We start from the raw sequence: 18178 nt of genomic DNA on the forward strand, positions 1-18178 counted from the left end.
CACATAAATATTAATATTCTGGCAAGGTAATTAGACAGGAAGGAACTCAAAAAAACCTTTTATATCCGTGAATCTATTTGATATTAATTGTTTTTTTCTAAATTTCATTAAGGATAATAAGTAGTTGCTCATAAAAAGCTCAATTGATATAAAAGTGCTGGCAATAGAGATTGCTAAAGATAAAAAAACAGAAGGAATTTGTTAAATGAAAATCTTAGAAAATAATCAATGTCTTTTCGTTACAGGTGCAAGCGGTGCATATGACCCTGCCTATGCTGGAGCGTCAGCTAAACAAAGTCAGCATGGAAGTACATCGAGTGGACACTCAGGCGGCGTAGCATTCAACCCTAATCATCCTGACGTCATTTCCTGCAATAACGGAATTATTGGTGGAATGATAGCCGGAGTTTGGGGGGGAGTGCCTGGCCTTGCTGTTGGGGTGATTGGCGGTGCATTCAGTGGCGGTTGTTTCACCAATGGTAATGGAAATGGTGGCGGCAGTGGTTCATCTAATTGCAGCAGTGGCTCTGAATGTAACTGGTAGTTATAATGAAAAAAAATATCATTAGGTGTATATCAATATTTGTCGGAATTCTTATTTCGTTCTCATTGTTGAGTGGGGCTAACGTGATGTTTGAACATTGGTATGCTGCGCCCAAGGGAATGTCAGAATTCTTAATCATGATTTGTACTGCGATTAGTATTGTTAAATTTATTGACTGGGTTCTTCTTTTACTCTTTTCGAAGCAGGAGTGATCTGTTTTCTAATATCAATGATCCCCAGGATAAGACGCTTCAGATAAAATCCATTTTATACCGCAAGGGGCTTAGGCCCCTTTAAATTTAACTAAACCAGTAAAACGAGAAATACATTTTGTCGTGAAATGTAAAGAGTTTAACTGTGGTAATGGTGACACATGCTGAACACAGTGGTTCGCCTCATAGTGTACAGACTGCTGCTCCGGATCGCCCTCATCACCCCTGACGTAAAATTTTTATTTTTGCCTCTTTTTTATCAACAATCGCACGATTGATTCCCCCAAAGCCCGCTGGCCTCGCCCATTCTCTCCCTTGCTAATTCTGCGCTAATTTTCTGCTAATTAAGGGATAAATTTTAGCGGGTAGAGTGACTCCACTGCACATCAGCATCAACAGGAGGAACCATGAATCAGCGCGAGTTTATTCGGAGTTTGCTGGACTGGATTGAGAACAACTTAGGACACGATCTGCATCTGGATGAGGTGGCACGCCGCTCGGGCTATTCGCGCTGGCATCTGCAACGCCTGTTTCGCCAGCACACCGGCTTTTCACTGGCAGAATATATCCGTCAGCGTCGCTTAACCGAGTCTGCACTCAGTCTGCTAAGCAGCAACGAAGCGATACTGCAGGTAGCGATGAACTACGGCTTCGATACCCAGCAGGCCTATACCCGCACCTTTAAAAACTACTTTATGATGACGCCAGGCCAGTTGCGCCGTCAGCGTCGCGTCGAGCCGGATCGGCTGCTGTTCCCTCTGGCGATGGCCAGCTGATGCCTGATAAGACCTTCCCGTCACAGATGCAGACGGGAAGGTCAGCCCGCGTTCTGCGCCGATCTCCTCCTGAACTTCGCCTCGCCTTTTTTGCCCGTCAGCCACAGTGAACCCGACCGAACGTGTTAGTTTGTTGCCAGCCCCTTTTACTGCTGGAGTCGGGAAACATGGAAAATGGCGCGAACTTAACCGCCATGCTGGTATTTGCACGGGTTGTGGAATTACAGAGTTTCAGCGAGGCGGCACGCGCGCTTGGCCTGTCCAAATCTCACGTCAGCCGGGAAATTGCCCGTCTGGAGCTGCGGCTCGGTATCCGGTTGCTACAGCGCACCACCCGGCGGCTGGCACTGACTGAGCTAGGCCAGGCTTATTATCCCTACTGTGTGCGGATGCTGGCTGAAGTGCAGCGTGCCGAGGCGTTTGTGCAGCAGGTGCATCAGCAGCCCACTGGGCATGTCAGGCTGCAGGCGCCCGTCACCTTTGGCTGCCAGTGCGTGGTTCCCGTTCTCAATCGTTTCCTGCGCCGCCATCTGCATATCAACGTCGATCTCGATCTGACCGATCGCAATTACGATCGGCTGGACGATCAGGTGGATCTGGCGATTGTGATCCGATCCCGCTCGCCGCAGCAGGGCAATTTCCGGGTGCTGAGCGATATCGAGTGGGGACTCTATGCCGCGCCGGCTTACCTGGCGCAGCGACCCGCCATTACGCATCCTGAGATGCTGCCGCGCCATGACCTGCTGATGTTTCACGGTCCGGCGCACACCGCTGCGCTGCCATTCCGCCGTGATAAACAGCGGCTGGCACTAGACGTGCGCAGCCGCTTTCGCGCCAATAACAGTATGGCGCTGCTCAATGCCGCACTGGCAGGCAGCGGCATCGCTTATCTTCCCTCCTACATGGCGCAGGAGGCGATGGCACGCGGTGATATTCAGCAACTGCTGCCGGAGTGGCAGATGGATCGTCTGCAAAGCTATCTGCTGCTGCACAACACGCCTGAACCGGCGTCGCCGGTGACACTGCTGTGCGATGCCCTGATTACGGCGCTCAATCCGGGCTGACTGTTGCCTGCTGACAACAATCAGCGCCACAGAGTAACTATTCCGCCACGACTGTTGTTACTCTGCGACTCCGGTTAGCCTGTATCCCTGATCATTCAACGGATATCCCCATGCAACAGTCACCTGAAACGGCAGAGTTTCAGCACTGGCGACGTAACTTAGCGGTCTGCGTCGTCGGCTCTTTTACCACCATCGTGGCGATGACGCTGCTGCTGCCGTTTCTGCCGCTCTATGTGCAGCAACTCGGCGTTGAGCAACCCGCCGCTATTGCCCGCTGGTCCGGGCTGGCCTATGGCGCGACCTTTTTCAGCGCCGCGCTGACTGCGCCGCTGTGGGGCAGGCTAGCTGACCGCTATGGTCGTAAGCTGATGCTGATCCGGGCCAGCCTGGGAATGGCGATTGCGATGTCGCTGATTGGCATGGCGACCGCGCCGTGGCAGCTGGTGGCGCTGCGGTTGCTGGCCGGGCTGCTGGGTGGCTACGCATCGGGATCGACCATTCTGGTGGCGGCGCAGACGCCAAAAGCGCAGACGGGCTGGGCGCTGGGCGTATTGTCCTCCGGCATTATGGCGGGCAACGTGGTCGGGCCGCTGCTGGGTGGAGTGTTACCACCGCTGATCGGCATCCGTCAGACGTTCTGGCTGACCGGGGCGGTAATCTTTCTCGCCTTCCTCGCCACCACCTTTTTACTTAAAGAGCAGCCGCGTGCTGCCGCGTGGTCGCGTGCCAGCCAGCAAGCGCAGTCCGCAGGCAAGCCGGTGAATCACACCCTGGTGCGGCTGATGTGGCTCTCTGGCATGTTGCTGATCTTCGCCAGCATGTCGATTGAGCCGATCATCACGCTCTACGTGGGCGAGTTCGTGCAGGGCGACCATCAAATCACGATGATCGCCGGACTGGTGATGTCTGCGGCGGCGCTGGGTACGGTGCTGGCGGCACCCCGGCTGGGTCGTCTGGCCGATCGGGTAGGGCACTGGCGGGTTCTGACCGGCGGATTAGTGGTCAGCGGACTGCTGCTGATTCCCCAGGCGTTTATCACAGCGGCCTGGCAACTGGTGCTGCTGCGTTTTCTGATGGGGATGGCGCTGGGCGGATTGATGCCGTGCATTACGGCGATAATCCGCCATAACGTGCCGGGTTCACAGGTCGGGCGGATGCTGGGGTATTCGACGTCGGCGCAGTATATCGGCCAGGTCAGCGGTCCGCTTTTTGGTGGACTGGTGGGTGGGACATTCGGGATGCGGCCAGTGTTTCTGGCGACCTGCGCAGTGATGCTGTTTTGCGCCTGGCTCAACTGGCGCGGGATGCGTAAATAACGCGATCAAAAAAGGCGGACCGGAGTCCGCCTTAGTTTATTCACAGCGTCGTGAATTACTTCTGGTCTGGCAGGGCGTAGGCAATCACATAATCGCCCAGCTTAGTACCAAACGAACCGTGACCGCCTGCTGCGATGACAACGTACTGCTTGCCATTCACTTCATAGGTCATTGGGGTCGCCTGGCCGCCTGCTGGCAGACGCGCCTGCCATAACAGCTCGCCGGTATCGGTGCTGAACGCACGCAGGTAGTTATCTGCTGTCGCACCAATGAAGAACACCTTACCGGCAGTGGTGATAGGACCACCCAGCATCGGCATACCCATTTTGAACGGCAACGGAACCGGTGCGCTATCGCGAACGGTACCGATACGCTGTTTCCAGACCACGTCGTTGGTCTTCAGATCCACCGCGGAGATGTAACCCCAGGCAGGCTGTTTACATGGCAGACCAAACGGTGACAGGAACGGATTCAGCTCGACGCCATACGGCACGCCATACTGTGGCTGAATACCGGTTTCCGTACCTGAACCACCCTCTGCGCCTTTCGGCGGCTCAATCGGGTTGCCCGGGCCACGTGGAACCAGCTTCGAGACAAACGGCAGCGCCATTGGGTTAGCAATCGCAATCTGACGATGTGGATCGACGGCAATACCACCCCATTCGAACATACCGAGGTTACCCGGGAACACCAGCGTACCCTGCTCAGATGGCGGAGTGAACGGACCTTCATAGCTCAGGCGCTTGAAGATCACGCGGCACACCAGCTGGTCAAACATCGTTGCGCCCCACATATCCTTGTCCGTCAGGTTCTGCTTCGGACGGAAGGTCAGCTCAGAGTAGGGCTGAGTGGCGGCAACGTGGTCGCCTTTGGCAGCACCCTGTGGCACTGGCGTTTCTGGCGCAGGGACCACTGGCTTGCCGGTACGGCGATCCAGGACAAAGATGTTGCCGGTTTTCGCTGGCGCATAAACCACCGGTACGGTGTTGCCATCTTTATCGGTGATGTCAGCCAGCGTTGGCTGCGACGGCAGATCCATATCCCACAGGTCGTGATGAACGGTCTGATATGACCAGACCAGCTTACCGGTGGTGGCGTTCAGAGCCAGCACGCTGCTCGCATAACGCTCCTGCTCTGGTGTGCGGTTACCGCCCCAGATATCCGGTGTGGTCACACCCATTGGCAGATAAACGGTATCCAGTTTCGGATCGTAAACGGCCGGTGCCCATGAGTTCGGTGAATTCATGGTAAAGGTGTGTTCATCAGCCGGAATGGCATTCGGGTCTTTCGCGCCTGGATCAAACACCCACAGCAGTTTGCCGGTATTCACATCAAAACCACGAATCACGCCTGACGGCTCGCGGGTTGAGAAGTTATCGGTTACTGCACCGGCCATGACGATGGTGGTGTTGGTAATGACTGGTGGAGAGGTCGGCTCATACATACCCGCAGTGGTAACAGGCTGTTTGTGCTGCAGATCCAGCTCACCGTTAACGCCAAATGACGGGCAACGTTCGCCGGTCTCTGCGTCCAGCGCAAACAGACGGCCATCGTTGACAGGCAGATAGATACGACGTGAGCAAAGCGCAGGCTGTGTGTTTGCCGCATCGGCGGCTGCCGGTACTTCGTGATAAGAAACTCCACGGCAGGTCACGTGCTGGAAGGTTGGGTTAACCTTCATGCCCGGATCAAATTTCCACTTCTGCTTACCGGTGGCCGCATCCAGCGCAAACAGGATCTGGTGTGGCGAGCAGAGGTAAAGCGTATCGCGGATTTTAATCGGGGTAACTTCGTCGGTGATTTCACCCGGATCGTTAGGGGTTTTCATGTCGCCCGTCTGGAACTGCCAGGCAACCTGCAACTCTTTCACGTTCTGGTGATTGATCTGCTTCAGCGGCGAGAAACGAGTTCCCTGCTGATCGCGCGCATAAGCGGGCCAGTCAGCATCCGGGATGTTGCTCAGCGGCGCAGCCTGCGGGGCGTTGTCAGCGGTTTCTGGCACTGAACCGTTTATCACCTGCGGGTCGTTAAACACCGCATAGGCCAGCACGATAGCACTGGCAACCAGCGCCACAGCCATCGTACCTAGCGCGGCTTTACTGCCCGCGTTAACACTGCGATAAACAAACGGCAGGATCAGCCAGACACCAAAGATCACCAGCACATCGGTGCGCGGTGCCAGTGCCCAGAAGTCCGTACCCACTTCCCATACACCCCAGATCAGGGTGGCGATCAACAGCAGCGCATAGAGAACCAGCGCGGTGCTTTTACGACGGGAAAGCAGATAAGCGGTGATAAGCATCACCACACCGCCGAAAACGTAATACCAGGAACCACCAATGGCGGCTAACCAGCCACCGCCAATCAGCATAAACGCGCCCGTCAGTACTGCGAACAGCACTGTCAGGAAACGAATTACGCCAAATGATGAGGAGTTTTTCCCCATAATATCGACCTCGTTTCGTTGCCATAAAACACACGAAAACAACCAGATAGGCTGTTTCCAGTTATCAAGTACAAATGATTAGGGTGTTCTGAAGTATCTCTTCCGTTAAGACAGACGATCCCTTTGTGTTAAATGTTATAGCAAAATCAGATCGAGATTTGATTTTTTTGGCTTAAATCGCTTAACAACCGGAATAATACGACATTTTATGGGGGATTAAAGGACGTTAAGCGCACCGCCGTGTGCCCTTAACGCCGGAAGGCAGGATTTGTGAATCAGCAGCTAATAAGATCGCCGTCCGAGCGTTGCTGTTGCCAGCCGCTGATATTTATCTCAGCAAACTGCTCAGCCGTTAAAGTCGGCGTATGACTTCGTACGATGACCTCTGCCCCTTTTTCACGAAATGTCGCCATGAAAAAGGGAAAGGTAAATTTTTCATAATTGTCATTAAAGAACGCTTCGTTTAAAACAATCCCTGAAAAAGGAAAAGATTCCAGTAGTCGCCAGTCTGCTCCCGGCGGCGCAAAATCATAAAGCCAGAAATCAAATTTCTTAGTTAATTCAAGTAGTGGCGCATAGTGTGCCGCTAAACTGGAATAATTGATTCCAATCCGGATACGCGCATTCTGTAAATGTGAATAAGCATCCGGTACAGCAATCATTCCCCGTAATCGCATATCATCGATTGGAATAATCATTAATGCTGCTTCAGTGGCGATTTGATTGTGCAATGAAATAATGTTGTTTGTATTAAGTGTATTGCCGATTTCCTGGTTTTGTTGAAGATAAGGCACGCTATAGCAAATGCCAGAGACATTACGCCTAACGTGATGGATAGGTTCAGTAACATAGGGGTTATATAAACTGTTTCTCATTATCTCTATGAAATGCAATAAAAAAGGATTTGTTGATAATTAATCATATAAAAAGTCGCATTTTTTTAAACGCGTGAATAAATATAGATCATCTCTTTAATGCAAATCATCCTTTTATTACCTGAGAAGGTAAATAAACTCATTAGCAAAACGATCATAATTCCTTTGGCGTCTGATGATATGCTGGAATATATTCAATAGTCGGGACCAATAGGCTGGTAATAGTCAGGAGAGGTCGGACGTGCCTGTGCCGGACAGGTATGCGTTTTGTTGGGCAGAGAGCCAGGGCTGGAGCCGCAGCCATTCAGGTCTCATCCGGTCTGTTAATTTAACATCATCAATCACCACACCAATAACACCGCGCAACGATGCGGGCTTCCTCACCTGATTTGGGATAAGACATGGGATTTATGGCATCAACAGCGGAAGAATCGCTGTGGCGACATCGGACATTTGTCGCGTTCTGGCTGGCGCGTACCTGCTCATCATTTGGTTTTCAGATGTTCTCGGTGGCAATCAGCTGGCAGATCTATGCGCTGACCAACAGCGCAATGGCGTTAGGGATGATTGGCCTGATGCAGTTTCTTCCGTCGGTATTGCTGGCGCTACCTGCCGGTCATCTTGCGGATCAATATGACCGGCGGCGCATTGTGCTGCTGGGGCAACTGGTGGAATTTGCTGCACTGGTGGCATTAGTGGTGCTTACCTTATTGCATACCGCCGATAAGACTGCGCTGTGGGGGCTGGTGTTTATGATTGCGGTGGCGAAGGCGCTGGAGTGGCCCGCGATGTCCTCAATGTTGCCGTCGCTGGTGCCGCCCTCGATTCTGGCGCGCGCGATGGCGATGAACTCGGTAGGGGGCCAGGCGGCGGTGATTGTCGGGCCGACGATGGGCGGCTTGCTGTATGTTGCCGGGCCGCATGTTGTGTATGGCGTTTCCGGGCTGTTTTATCTGATTTCGCTGACGCTGGTGAGTCTGCTGCGTTATGAGCGTCCGGTGCAGACCCGTCTGCCGATGAATATGAAGAATCTGTTTGCCGGGATTCACTTTATCCGTGAGCGCAAAGATGTGCTTGGGGTGATTTCGCTCGATCTGTTTGCGGTGCTGCTCGGTGGCGCAACGGCACTGCTGCCGATTTTTGCCAAAGATATTCTGCATACCGGGCCGTGGGGGTTAGGGATGCTGCGCGGTGCGCCCTCGGTAGGCGCATTGCTGGTGGGCATCTGGCTGAGCCGTCACAAGCTGGACAAGCATGTCGGGATGATTATGTTTGGCTCAGTAGCGGGCTTTGGCGTGGCCACGCTGGTATTCGCGCTGTCCACGCAGCTGTGGCTGTCGCTGATTGCGCTCTGTGCGCTGGGCGGCTTTGATATGGTGAGTATGGTGATCCGGGGTGCGCTGGTGCAGCTGGATACGCCGGATGCCATGCGCGGACGGGTGAATGCGGTTAACGCTATTTTTATCAATACGTCGAATCAGCTGGGCGAGTTTGAGTCGGGATTGCTGGCAGCCTGGATGGGAGCGGCACCCGCGGCAGCAATTGGCGGCATCGGTACGCTGATTGTGGTGGCGTTGTGGATGAAGCTGTTTCCGCATCTTCGGCGGCGTCAGAAGCTGGAGAATGAGGGGGATCCGGTTTAGGAGTGGTGTTGGGGCTGATTGGATTGGCTGAGGGGATTTGTGTGGTTATGGGCTACGGTGCGCGCTCAGGGAACATACGCCTTTCGCAAAGACGCAAAAACGCCATCCCTGGCAAGCTCAGCGCGGGCCATCCCTGGCCCGCTATGCTTTGCTACAGGCGTATGCTCCCATCGCCTTAAGAATGTAAGCGGCCTGAACCTTCAGAGTGGTGTTTGAGATTTGGGAAGAGCTATTAAGGTGGCGATCAACATCAATAATGTAACTGGCCCGAAGGCCAGTACAGGAAGTTACCAGTCATACTGCCATTCAAAACCCGGAGTCAGAGGGGGAGTCTGACCCGCAGGCTGGGACCATCAGGCCCCGGTTTTTCCCAGGTTGGCGTCAAATGTTAGCCAGCTTTCACGCATGTCCACTACGCTGCGGGTTTTGCGCGCCTCATCGATTTTTATGGCGGTGAGGCCCGCTTCCAGCGCGTCCACAACTGAAACTTTCAGCGGTGTTCCCTGTTTAATATGTTTAACGATCTCTTCTGCCATCAGCGCATCTGCGCCGTAGTGGCCATCATACGCATTGCCGCTGTAGGCGGTGTCGACCTCTTTCTCACCGCTGCGTGCGTTGTGTACGCGGAAGTAGTTTCGTACGAAGTCGCCCTCGGCCATGCCGTCGGTGCCCATGACGCAGAAACGGCGGAACTCATCCGGCACGTTCAGGTTGGCGTGGAAGGCGAGCGTCGCCCCGCCTTCGTACTCAATCAGGGCGGTCTGGTAGTCGACTATATCGGCGTCGCTGTCGAAGACCGCATCGGTGCCTGACCAGCCGCTGGGCTTCTCGTGATAGAGCGCTGACTCAGCGGTGATCGCCCCCTGCGGCGCATGAGCAGGCGTAAAGGATTTACGGCCACCAAAGCTGGCAACGCGGATCGGACGCTGCTGTAACAGGCCCTGATAGAGGTCGATGTCGTGGCAGCACTTCTCCAGAATGTAAGGGCCGGCATACTTCTCCAGACGCCGCCAGTCGCGCTGGAAGAAGGCGCCGTGGTAAGGCTTGATATGTTCTGTCGCCTCAATCGAGGTGATTTCACCTAATTGCCCGGCATCGCGTGCCGCCAGCAGATCGTGATAGAGCGGGGAGTAGCGCAGCACCAGGCCGACCAGAATGCGTGCCTCGCCATACTGACGCACCAGCTTCGCCATCTCCATGGTCTGCGCTTCATTGATCACTACCGGCTTTTCGGTAAATACGGTGTAGCCCGCCGCCAGCGCCTGACCTACATGCTCCAGATGCAGGAAGTTGGGGGAACCAACCAGCACCACATCCATGCCGCCGTGTTCCAGCAGCGCGTCGATGGATGCAAAGGCCTGGCCGGGCGCGATACCAAAGCTGTGCAGATTAGGCAGTCCGGCCGGGGCCGGATCGTAATACCCCACTACCGAGAAGGCGTCGTCGGCGTTGCTGAACTCTTTGATCACGTGGGACAGACGAAAGCCGAGACCGATAATGCCTACTTTCATGTTAAACCCCTGCTCCTGAAATCGGATAATGCATAGCCCGCCTGTGATCGGGCGCGCCTGTTGATAATCTGACCACCAACTTATTACGACAGAAAAACTAATGTCAATAACACGCTGCGCGTTTTGCGGCGTACATTTTGTTATCTTAATGTAAAATAAACAAAAAACGTCAATATATTTTTGCCATATTTATTTGTTATTGCGATTTAAGTTTTTTTATCCTATCGTTCGCTCATTATGGCTATAACCCAAAATCGGGAAGGAAGCGCGTGCAACCACACTATCTTCTTGGCATTGATGGCGGCGGTACACAGTGTCGCGCGCGGTTAACCGATCTGCAGGGCCGCGTGCTGGCGGAAGCCACCGGCGGGCCTGCCAACGTCTGGTCAGACTATGACGCGGCGCTGACCTGCGCCGGACAGCTGATTGACCAGGTATTGTCACTGGCGGGATTAGCGCCGGAGGCGCTGGCGCAGACTACGCTGGTGGCCGGATTAGCGGGTGCCAATGTCGCTTCGGTGCAGGCGCGGCTCGCCAGCTGGCAGCCCGCCTGCGCCGCGTTACAGGTGGTCAGTGATGTGGAGATCGCCTGTGCGGGCGCGCATGCTGGCGCTCCTGGCGCCGTCTTTATCATCGGCACCGGCAGTCAGGGCGCGGCCTGGGATGGCGAACGCTTTACGCTGCTTGGCGGCTGGGGCTTTGCCCTGTCCGATCAGGGATCGGGTGCGGAACTGGGCCGCCGTGCGCTGCGTCTGGCGCTGCTGGCCCATGAGGCGATTATCCCGCCGACCGCCTTTTCCCGGCAGCTGATGGCACAGTTCGGTGACAGCCCGGAAACGATGCTGCTCTGGACGCGCTCCGCGACGCCAGCTGACTGGGCGCGCGTGGTGCCACAGATTTTCGCAGCCGCCGACGCGGGCGATCGTCACGCACAGGATCTGCTGCATCAGACCGCCGCCGATATCGGCATGATGGTACGCCGTCTGATTGCGCTGAGCAGCGGACGGGTGGCGCTGATGGGTGGCCTGGCGACGCCAATTCAGCGCTGGCTGGACGACGATATCCAGGCCCGGCTGGTGACGCCACAGGGCGATGCCCTGAGCGGGGCGCTGATACTGGCGCAGCAGCTGACCTCTGTCCGATTACCGATCTGAAACTGGCTGAGCTTTCTCAGCCAGATAACCCGAGGAATTTATGACCGCTCCCAACGTAACCGCGCGCATTCTGCGGTTGATTGTTGAAAATGCGCCGATCAGCCAGTCAGACCTGAAAGTTCGTAGCGGACTGAGCATGTCGACCGTGTCGCAGGCCACTAATCGGCTGCTGGCGCAGGAGATTGTGCAGGAGCTGGGGCTGCGTCGCGTGTCGATGGGGCGGCCAAAAACTCTGCTGGGCCTCAATCCCGATCGCGCCAGCGTGATTGGCATTCAGCTCAATGCGGAACGTAACCTGATCGTCATGACCGATCTCAGCGGCAACCTGCTGGGCGAACAGCAGATGCCGAAAGGTACGCTGACACCGCGCCAGCTGGGCGATGCGCTGGCGAAGTTCCTGCGCGGCGTGGAGGAGAGGCGGGTCGGGGCGATAGGCCTGGCGCTGTCGGGCCTGGTCGATGCCGAAAATGGCTACTGCATCCGCTCTAAAGTGCTCGACTGGGATAACGTCCCGATTGCACGCCTGCTGGAAGAACGCTTCTCGCTGCCGGTCTTTATCGAGAACGACGCCAACGCTATGGCAATGGCGGCGCTGGTGTTTGGTCAGCTCGGCAACGCCCAGTCGGCGGTGATCGCGACCTACGGCAAAGGGATCGGGGCGGGCATCATCCTGAATCGTCAGCTCTACCGCGGTCGTCACGGCAAGGCAGGGGAGATTGGCAACGGGCTGGTGGGCGACGGCTCGCTGCGTCTGCTGGAGGATGTCGCCTCATCGCGCGCCATTCTGCAGCAGCTGGCGGAGCAGGAACCGGTGGAGAGCCTCACGCTGCAAGCGCTGGACCAGCGGCCCACGCCTGAGGTGCTGGCGGTGCTGGAAGAGGCGGGGCGCGAGCTGGGGATTTCGCTGGCGAACCTGTCTGTGGCCTACGACCCGGATGTGGTTTATCTGGCGATGGAGCCGCACATGGCCTCACGCATTCTGCTCGATCACATCACCCAGAGCTTCCAGGCTTACCGGCTCAAACTGACGCCGCACATGACGCCGTTGCAGTTCCTGACGGAATCGAACCGGATGTGGGCGCTGGGCGCGGCGGGTTTTGCCGTCAACCGGCTGCTGGATCTGCTGGCGGCGCAGGCCAACGAAGAGCCGGTCACCTGAGTTAACCCTCGAATAAAAACGGACGCCGCGGCGCCCGTTTTTGTTTCTGCATTTCTCTTAGCGCAGGCGCATTCCCTGCTCATCAAACAGCAGGCAGTGTGCGACAGAAAAGCCCAGTTCAACCTGCGTGCCCAGATCGCGCGTAGTCGCCTCGCGCTCTTCCACCACCAGCATCTGTTCACGTCCGATATCCAGGTAGATATAGTTGGTGTGGCCCAGCATCTCGCCATAAGCCAGCTCGCCGTGAAAGCGCTGTGCCTGCGGCGTCTGCGCGGCAGGCTGGAAATGCTCAGGACGAATGCCCAGCGTCACGGTCTGGCCCTCGCGGCAGTCGGCGGCGATTTTCAGCACCAGCCCCTCAATCTTCAGTTCCGGCACCCGCAATTGCACTTCACCTTCGCCGGTGGCGCTGATCTCCGCCCGCAGGAAATTCATCTTTGGCGAGCCGATAAAGCCAGCGACAAACAGATTATCCGGGTCGTGATAGAGCGTCAGCGGCGCGCCGACCTGCTCAATGCGGCCCTGACGCAGCACCACAATGCGGTCAGCCAGCGTCATCGCCTCCAGCTGATCGTGGGTCACATAAATCATCGTGTTACCGAGCGAGGCGTGCAGCCGGGCGATCTCAATCCGCATCTGCAGACGCAGCTCGGCATCGAGGTTAGAGAGTGGCTCATCGAACAGGAAGATGCGCGGATGACGGATAATCGCCCGGCCAATCGCCACGCGCTGCCGTTGTCCGCCCGAAAGCGCGCGCGGCAGGCGATCGAGCAGTTCGGTGAGATGCAGACGGGCTGCCGTCTGCGTGATCGCCTCATTGATCTCCGCTTTGGACTTTTTCATCACCTCCAGCGGATAGGCCAGATTGCCGCGCACCGTCATGTTGGGGTAGAGCGCATAAGACTGAAACACCATCGCGATGCCGCGCTCGGTGGCGGGCTGCTGCGTCATGTCCTGCTCCTCAATCAGCAACTGTCCGCTGCTGATCTCTTCCAGCCCGGCGATCATCCGCAATAGCGTCGATTTACCGCAGCCGGATGGCCCGACAAACACCACAAATTCACCGCTGTTGATGGTCAGATCGATGCCATGAATGACATTAACGTGTTCATACGACTTCTTCACATTCTGCAAGCGCAGGCTGGTCATCGGCTACCTCACTCAGAGTAACTGGCCCATGTAGATGGCATTGCTGCGCAGGATGGGGGTAAACCCCATGCGCGCATAGAAGGCACAGACCTGCTCGTTCTGCAGGCTCACGCCAAGATGGACACCGCTGACACCAGCAGCGCGCAGCGCCGCCAGTTCATGCTCAATCATCCGGCGACCCCAGCCGCCTTTCTGTGCTGCCGGCAGCAGGTTGATATGCAGATGCGCGGGCCACTGCGTCACCAGGGGGTCAGCCGCCTGATCGGGATGGCGTATCGCGTCGAGCACCTTGCTGTCGAGCGGGGCGCTGGCGCTGCGGTCGCGATATTTCTCCTGCAGCTGCGGCCACCATTCGGCCTGAAGCTGTGCTTCGAACGCGCGGGTATCCGGTGTTGCAACGACATACCCCTGCACCTCACCGTCCCGCTCCAGCACAAAAGCAAAGTCAGGCGCGAAGCGCGCATAGGGGACGGCAAAACGCTGGCCGGGATAGTCAGGATCGGAGTAGAGCGTGCGGGCATCGCCGCCCGCATCGGCTGTTTCCAGGCAGATGCGGTAGAGCGCCGGGTAGTCCGCCGGCGTGGCCGGACGAATGACACCTTGATTCGCCATGGTGAATTCTCGTGAGTGAGGGAACCGGTCAGGGATTGAACAGATCCGCAGATGAAAGTTACGTTAATGAAAGTGGACTTAGTTTTCAAGATAGAATAATTACCTTATCGCACTAACATGGGCGGTTCGGCAACGTTTACCGGCGTCAGGATGCACAACTGTGATCGCCAACACGCCCGCAGCGCGGCGGCTGGCCGATGTTTTAAGACTGTCCAAAAGAGAAAAGTGTGAGCGTGATAGGATTTTCATATGTTTTATCAGGACGTTATTTTGCGATTATCGTAGAGGTATCTCCTGCTGAAGAAAAAGCGGCTGGCGACGTGCCGCCACGGTTAATCGTGTGAGAGCCAGCGCGGTGTGCTGAATTTCGCGCTATGTCGCTGTTTATTTGCGCGTGCTCACAGCGTTGCAATTCCCAATGCAGGCTGTTTGACTTTATTTTTCTATTAAAGTAAGTATGAGTGAGTGCATTTGTGTGCGGCTGCAGCCTGCAGGATGTCAGGCGGTGAGATGAAAGGATGCCGATCCTGGTCTGAAGAAGGTGAGCATAATGTCTGTTTCCTCCGTTCGTTCGTTCCGAATTCGCAATGTGGGTCGGCTGCTGGCAGCGGGCCTGCTGGCGGGCAGCGTTTCTCATGCCGCTCACGCCGCTGTTACTCTGAATGAGTGGGATATCTACAACTACCCGGAGCAGACTGCCGCGGTGGATGAAGGGATTAAAGAGTTCTCACAGCAGAATCCCGGCATCGTGATTAACCGTTCGGTTCACTCCTTTGAAGATACCCGTATTCCGCTGAAGCTGGCACTGACTGCCGGTGATGGCCCGCAGATCGCCCAGGTCAATCAGGGCGGCGGTGATATGGGGTCGCTGGTTAAAGATAAGCTGCTGCTGCCACTCGACGGCTATGCCGCCAGCTACGGCTGGACCACCCGCTTTCCGGACTCGATTCTGAAACGTAACCGCTGGTCAGACAGCGGCGAGTTCGGCAGCGGCAAGCTTTACGGCGTCGCCAGCCTGGGCGAAATGGTCGGCCTCTATTACAACAAAGCGCTGATGGATAAAGCGGGCATCGCGGTGCCAAAAACGCTGGCCGAGCTGGAAAGTGCCATGGTGAAACTGAAACAGCAGGGCACCGCACCGATGATGCTGGGCCTGCTCGATGGCAATATGGGCCAGCAGCTGCTCAGCACCCTGTGGCAGGCGCAGATTGAGAGCCACGACCGCAAGACGCTGGATAATCTGATTTACGATGTGGGTGGCACATTCAAAGACAGCAAGCTGGTCAATGCCGCCACCATGATGAAAAGCTGGACCGACAAAGGGTACTTCTTCCCGGGTTTCCAGGGCATTGGTCACGACGATGCGGCGACGCTGTTCCAGAACGGCCAGGCGGCGTTCCTGGTCAGTGGCACCTGGTATCTCGGCCAGTTTAAAGACAACAAGGATATTCACTTCGCTGCGATGCCTGCCGGTGACGGCGTGAAGCAGCCACTGATGGTAGGCGGAACCGATCTGGCGTTCTCGATTACCAGCACCGCCAAAGGCAAAGATCAGCAGGAGGGCGCGGCAAAGTTCATCAACTATATGGTCTCGGATGCCATGGCGAACCGCTGGCTGAAAGTGGGCTTCCTGCCGGCCAGCACCAACAAAGCGGCCAAAATGCCGGCGGATAATCCGCTGCTGGCAGAGGCGTATCAGGTCTGGCTGACGCTCAATGACTATGATGGCTTAGGTCACTATGTAGACTGGGCCACGCCGACCATGAATGCCGAGCTGAATCAGAACGTCCAGCTGCTGCTGGCGGGTCGTCAGACTGCCGATCAGATGGTGGTGAATTTTGATAACAACTATCAGCGTTACCTGAAAACCCTGAAGCATTAAGCCGGAGGCCCGGCGCACAGCCGGGCCTGAGCATCGTTCTGAACCACGAGTAGGGTTATGTTGAATTTAAGCAGCTGGCGTAATTTTCTCTATGTTCTGCCTGCGGTGCTGGTCTATGCGGTGTTTCTGCTGTTCCCGCTGCTGGCCTCGCTGGGCATCAGTTTTACCGAATGGGACGGCACCTCGCTGCCGGTGTTTAGCGGCATCAGCAACTATCTGCGGATGTTCAGCGATCCGGTGTTCTGGATTGCGCTGGGCAACAACGCCATCCTGATGCTGTTCTATACCCTGTTGCCGATTGGCGTCGGCCTGCTGCTCTGCAGCTTTCTCTATGACACGCGCAACAACAGCGAACGCAGCGTGCTGCGCATTCTCTTTTTCCTGCCCTACATTATGCCGATGGCGGTACTGGGCGTGGTGTGGCGCTGGCTCTATAACCCGGCGTTTGGCCCCATCGATCAGATATTACGCGCGATCGGCTTGCCACAGCTGGCGCTCTCCTGGCTGGGTGATTTCACCTGGGCGCTGCCCGCTGTCGGTCTGGTCGCCACCTGGTACTTCTTCGGCTTCTGTCTGGTGCTGTTTATGGCGGGCCTGCAGCGCATGGATCCTTCTCTGCTGGAAGCCGCCGATCTGGATGGCTCATCGCGTCGCCAGAAGTTTATGCGCATTACGCTGCCTGGCCTGCGGCCCGAACTGCGGATTGCCCTGCTGCTGACGGTGATCGCCAGCCTGAAGGCCTTTGACCTGGTCTATGTGATGACGCAGGGCGGGCCGGGCACCTCCACTATGGTCACCAATATCTTTATGTATAAGCAGGGCTTTGACCTGCACTACTTCGGCTACGCCTCGTCAGTCGCGGTGTTCAGCATGATCATTGTTTTAGGGATTAACTACCTGATCCATCTGGCCTTAAAGGAGCGTTACTGATGCGAAGCACGCCGGTGATTTCACGCGCGCTGATCTGGGTCGTGGCGCTGATGACGATTCTGCCGTTTCTGATGGCGCTGATGACCTCGTTTAAAACCCAGATGGAGCTGTTTCAGGGTGTTTTCACGCTGCCCGCCTCGCTGAATTTCAAAAACTACGTGACCGCCTGGCAGCAGGGGCACTTCAATGTTTACTTCCTGAACTCCGTGCTGGTGGTGATCCCGGTGGTGCTATTCAGCGTGCTGCTCGGCATTCTGGCCGGGTTCGGGTTCGCCTGGCTGAAAATCCCCGGTAAAAAAGTCATCGGGGCGATGCTGGCGCTGGGGATGGTGCTGCCGAGTGAAGCCTTTATCATTCCGCTCTATCATGAGCTGCGCTGGATGGGGCTGACCAACACCTACCTGGCGCTGATCCTGCCACAAATTGCCCTGTCGCTGCCCTTTACCACGCTGATGATCGCCAGCGCGTTTCAGCAGGTGCCGAAAGAGCTGGTAGAAGCGGCGGTGATGGATGGTGCGTCACGCGTCAAAATTCTGTGGGGCATTCTGGTGCCCGCTATCTGGCCGACTCTGTCAACGCTGGGACTGCTGCTGTTTATCTGGACCTGGAATGAGTTCCTGATCCCGCTGATTCTGGTCAACAAGGATGAGCTGCGCACGCTGCCGATTGGCATGATGTTTTTCCAGAACAAAAACACCATCGACATTCCGGTGCTGATGGCGGGCGCGATGATTGTGATTATGCCGCTGATCGTGGTGTTCCTGATTTTCCAGCGCAAGTTTATTAGCGGCGTTACCGAAGGGGCCGTGAAGTAAGTCGTGATGTCCCGCACGAAACGGCGCACTGGCGGCCAGACAAAGGTTTGCAGCGCCGTGTCGTGCTGCAATTCCTCCTCCTCAACCCTG

Annotated in this window: 15 protein-coding genes; 10 read left to right on the forward strand and 5 right to left on the reverse strand. The window is 56.2% G+C overall.

Annotated features, from left to right (window positions below; translation table 11 throughout):
• The first annotated feature begins 205 nt into the window (after window positions 1-205).
• The 4 genes from AC6I8C_RS01675 (at window position 206) to AC6I8C_RS01690 (ending at window position 3912) form a co-directional block, all read left to right on the forward strand.
• Window positions 206-544 (forward strand): hypothetical protein, encoded by a 339-nt coding sequence (locus tag AC6I8C_RS01675; RefSeq protein ID WP_440829818.1) that lies wholly within the window; start codon window positions 206-208, stop codon window positions 542-544.
• A gap of 619 nt (window positions 545-1163) precedes the next feature.
• Window positions 1164-1532, forward strand: coding sequence for a helix-turn-helix domain-containing protein (locus AC6I8C_RS01680; RefSeq protein WP_013359828.1), 369 nt, complete (start codon window positions 1164-1166; stop codon window positions 1530-1532).
• Between the two features lie 167 nt (window positions 1533-1699).
• Window positions 1700-2596, forward strand: coding sequence for a LysR family transcriptional regulator (locus AC6I8C_RS01685; protein WP_497821429.1), 897 nt, complete (start codon window positions 1700-1702; stop codon window positions 2594-2596).
• A 110-nt stretch (window positions 2597-2706) separates the two neighbouring features.
• Entirely contained in the window at window positions 2707-3912 is a 1206-nt protein-coding gene (locus tag AC6I8C_RS01690) for an MFS transporter (RefSeq protein WP_497821430.1), read from the forward strand.
• Window positions 3913-3967: 55 nt separating this feature from the next.
• On the opposite strand, the gene AC6I8C_RS01695 is transcribed toward AC6I8C_RS01690, so the two are convergent.
• Both AC6I8C_RS01695 and AC6I8C_RS01700 read right to left on the reverse strand, forming a co-directional pair.
• Window positions 3968-6358 carry a glucose/quinate/shikimate family membrane-bound PQQ-dependent dehydrogenase gene (locus tag AC6I8C_RS01695; RefSeq protein ID WP_497821431.1) on the reverse strand — a complete coding sequence of 797 codons (2391 nt, stop codon included), beginning with the start codon at window positions 6356-6358 and terminating at the stop codon, window positions 3968-3970.
• A gap of 275 nt (window positions 6359-6633) precedes the next feature.
• Complete coding sequence (locus AC6I8C_RS01700) at window positions 6634-7233, reverse strand: hypothetical protein (protein WP_497821432.1); 600 nt, start codon at window positions 7231-7233, stop codon at window positions 6634-6636.
• Window positions 7234-7634: 401 nt separating this feature from the next.
• Between AC6I8C_RS01700 and AC6I8C_RS01705 the strand changes: the two genes are divergently transcribed.
• Window positions 7635-8876 (forward strand): MFS transporter, encoded by a 1242-nt coding sequence (locus AC6I8C_RS01705; protein WP_497821433.1) that lies wholly within the window; start codon window positions 7635-7637, stop codon window positions 8874-8876.
• A gap of 353 nt (window positions 8877-9229) precedes the next feature.
• Here AC6I8C_RS01705 and AC6I8C_RS01710 read toward each other — a convergent pair whose 3' ends face one another.
• Window positions 9230-10387, reverse strand: a complete 1158-nt coding sequence (locus AC6I8C_RS01710; protein WP_497821434.1) for a Gfo/Idh/MocA family protein — start codon at window positions 10385-10387, stop codon at window positions 9230-9232.
• A 269-nt stretch (window positions 10388-10656) separates the two neighbouring features.
• Here AC6I8C_RS01710 and AC6I8C_RS01715 point away from each other — a divergent pair, with 269 nt between their 5' ends.
• Complete coding sequence (locus tag AC6I8C_RS01715) at window positions 10657-11541, forward strand: glucosamine kinase nucleotide-binding domain-containing protein (RefSeq protein ID WP_497821435.1); 885 nt, start codon at window positions 10657-10659, stop codon at window positions 11539-11541.
• Window positions 11542-11581: 40 nt separating this feature from the next.
• A complete protein-coding gene (locus AC6I8C_RS01720) occupies window positions 11582-12700 on the forward strand; it encodes an ROK family transcriptional regulator (protein WP_497821436.1) in 1119 nt (372 codons plus the stop codon).
• 57 nt (window positions 12701-12757) lie between these two features.
• On the opposite strand, the gene AC6I8C_RS01725 is transcribed toward AC6I8C_RS01720, so the two are convergent.
• Both AC6I8C_RS01725 and AC6I8C_RS01730 read right to left on the reverse strand, forming a co-directional pair.
• Window positions 12758-13849 carry an ABC transporter ATP-binding protein gene (locus AC6I8C_RS01725; RefSeq protein WP_497821437.1) on the reverse strand — a complete coding sequence of 364 codons (1092 nt, stop codon included), beginning with the start codon at window positions 13847-13849 and terminating at the stop codon, window positions 12758-12760.
• A gap of 12 nt (window positions 13850-13861) precedes the next feature.
• Window positions 13862-14461, reverse strand: coding sequence for a GNAT family N-acetyltransferase (locus tag AC6I8C_RS01730; protein WP_497821438.1), 600 nt, complete (start codon window positions 14459-14461; stop codon window positions 13862-13864).
• A gap of 550 nt (window positions 14462-15011) precedes the next feature.
• On the opposite strand from AC6I8C_RS01730, the gene AC6I8C_RS01735 reads away from it, so the two are divergent.
• The 3 genes from AC6I8C_RS01735 to AC6I8C_RS01745 are packed head-to-tail and all read left to right on the forward strand — an operon-like array spanning window position 15012 to window position 18088.
• Entirely contained in the window at window positions 15012-16343 is a 1332-nt protein-coding gene (locus AC6I8C_RS01735; protein ID WP_497821439.1) for an extracellular solute-binding protein, read from the forward strand.
• A gap of 57 nt (window positions 16344-16400) precedes the next feature.
• Window positions 16401-17273 carry a carbohydrate ABC transporter permease gene (locus AC6I8C_RS01740; RefSeq protein ID WP_013359841.1) on the forward strand — a complete coding sequence of 291 codons (873 nt, stop codon included), beginning with the start codon at window positions 16401-16403 and terminating at the stop codon, window positions 17271-17273.
• Window positions 17273-18088: a carbohydrate ABC transporter permease gene (locus tag AC6I8C_RS01745; RefSeq protein ID WP_497821440.1), complete on the forward strand. Its 816-nt coding sequence runs from the start codon at window positions 17273-17275 to the stop codon at window positions 18086-18088. The genes AC6I8C_RS01740 and AC6I8C_RS01745 overlap by 1 nt, the downstream gene beginning before the upstream one ends.
• Window positions 18089-18178 lie beyond the last annotated feature (90 nt).

The sequence above is a fragment of the Pantoea sp. X-Soil-YNGN-844 genome (assembly GCF_059730595.1).

Coding starts and splice junctions, on each gene's coding strand:
- AC6I8C_RS01705 (WP_497821433.1), top strand. CDS start 7,635: ATGGGATTTATGGCATCAACAGCGGAAGAATCGCTGTGGCGACATCGG.
- AC6I8C_RS01720 (WP_497821436.1), top strand. CDS start 11,582: ATGACCGCTCCCAACGTAACCGCGCGCATTCTGCGGTTGATTGTTGAA.
- AC6I8C_RS01685 (WP_497821429.1), top strand. CDS start 1,700: ATGGAAAATGGCGCGAACTTAACCGCCATGCTGGTATTTGCACGGGTT.
- AC6I8C_RS01675 (WP_440829818.1), top strand. CDS start 206: ATGAAAATCTTAGAAAATAATCAATGTCTTTTCGTTACAGGTGCAAGC.
- AC6I8C_RS01700 (WP_497821432.1), bottom strand. CDS start 7,233: ATGAGAAACAGTTTATATAACCCCTATGTTACTGAACCTATCCATCAC.
- AC6I8C_RS01695 (WP_497821431.1), bottom strand. CDS start 6,358: ATGGGGAAAAACTCCTCATCATTTGGCGTAATTCGTTTCCTGACAGTG.
- AC6I8C_RS01680 (WP_013359828.1), top strand. CDS start 1,164: ATGAATCAGCGCGAGTTTATTCGGAGTTTGCTGGACTGGATTGAGAAC.
- AC6I8C_RS01725 (WP_497821437.1), bottom strand. CDS start 13,849: ATGACCAGCCTGCGCTTGCAGAATGTGAAGAAGTCGTATGAACACGTT.
- AC6I8C_RS01730 (WP_497821438.1), bottom strand. CDS start 14,461: ATGGCGAATCAAGGTGTCATTCGTCCGGCCACGCCGGCGGACTACCCG.
- AC6I8C_RS01740 (WP_013359841.1), top strand. CDS start 16,401: ATGTTGAATTTAAGCAGCTGGCGTAATTTTCTCTATGTTCTGCCTGCG.
- AC6I8C_RS01745 (WP_497821440.1), top strand. CDS start 17,273: ATGCGAAGCACGCCGGTGATTTCACGCGCGCTGATCTGGGTCGTGGCG.
- AC6I8C_RS01690 (WP_497821430.1), top strand. CDS start 2,707: ATGCAACAGTCACCTGAAACGGCAGAGTTTCAGCACTGGCGACGTAAC.
- AC6I8C_RS01710 (WP_497821434.1), bottom strand. CDS start 10,387: ATGAAAGTAGGCATTATCGGTCTCGGCTTTCGTCTGTCCCACGTGATC.
- AC6I8C_RS01735 (WP_497821439.1), top strand. CDS start 15,012: ATGTCTGTTTCCTCCGTTCGTTCGTTCCGAATTCGCAATGTGGGTCGG.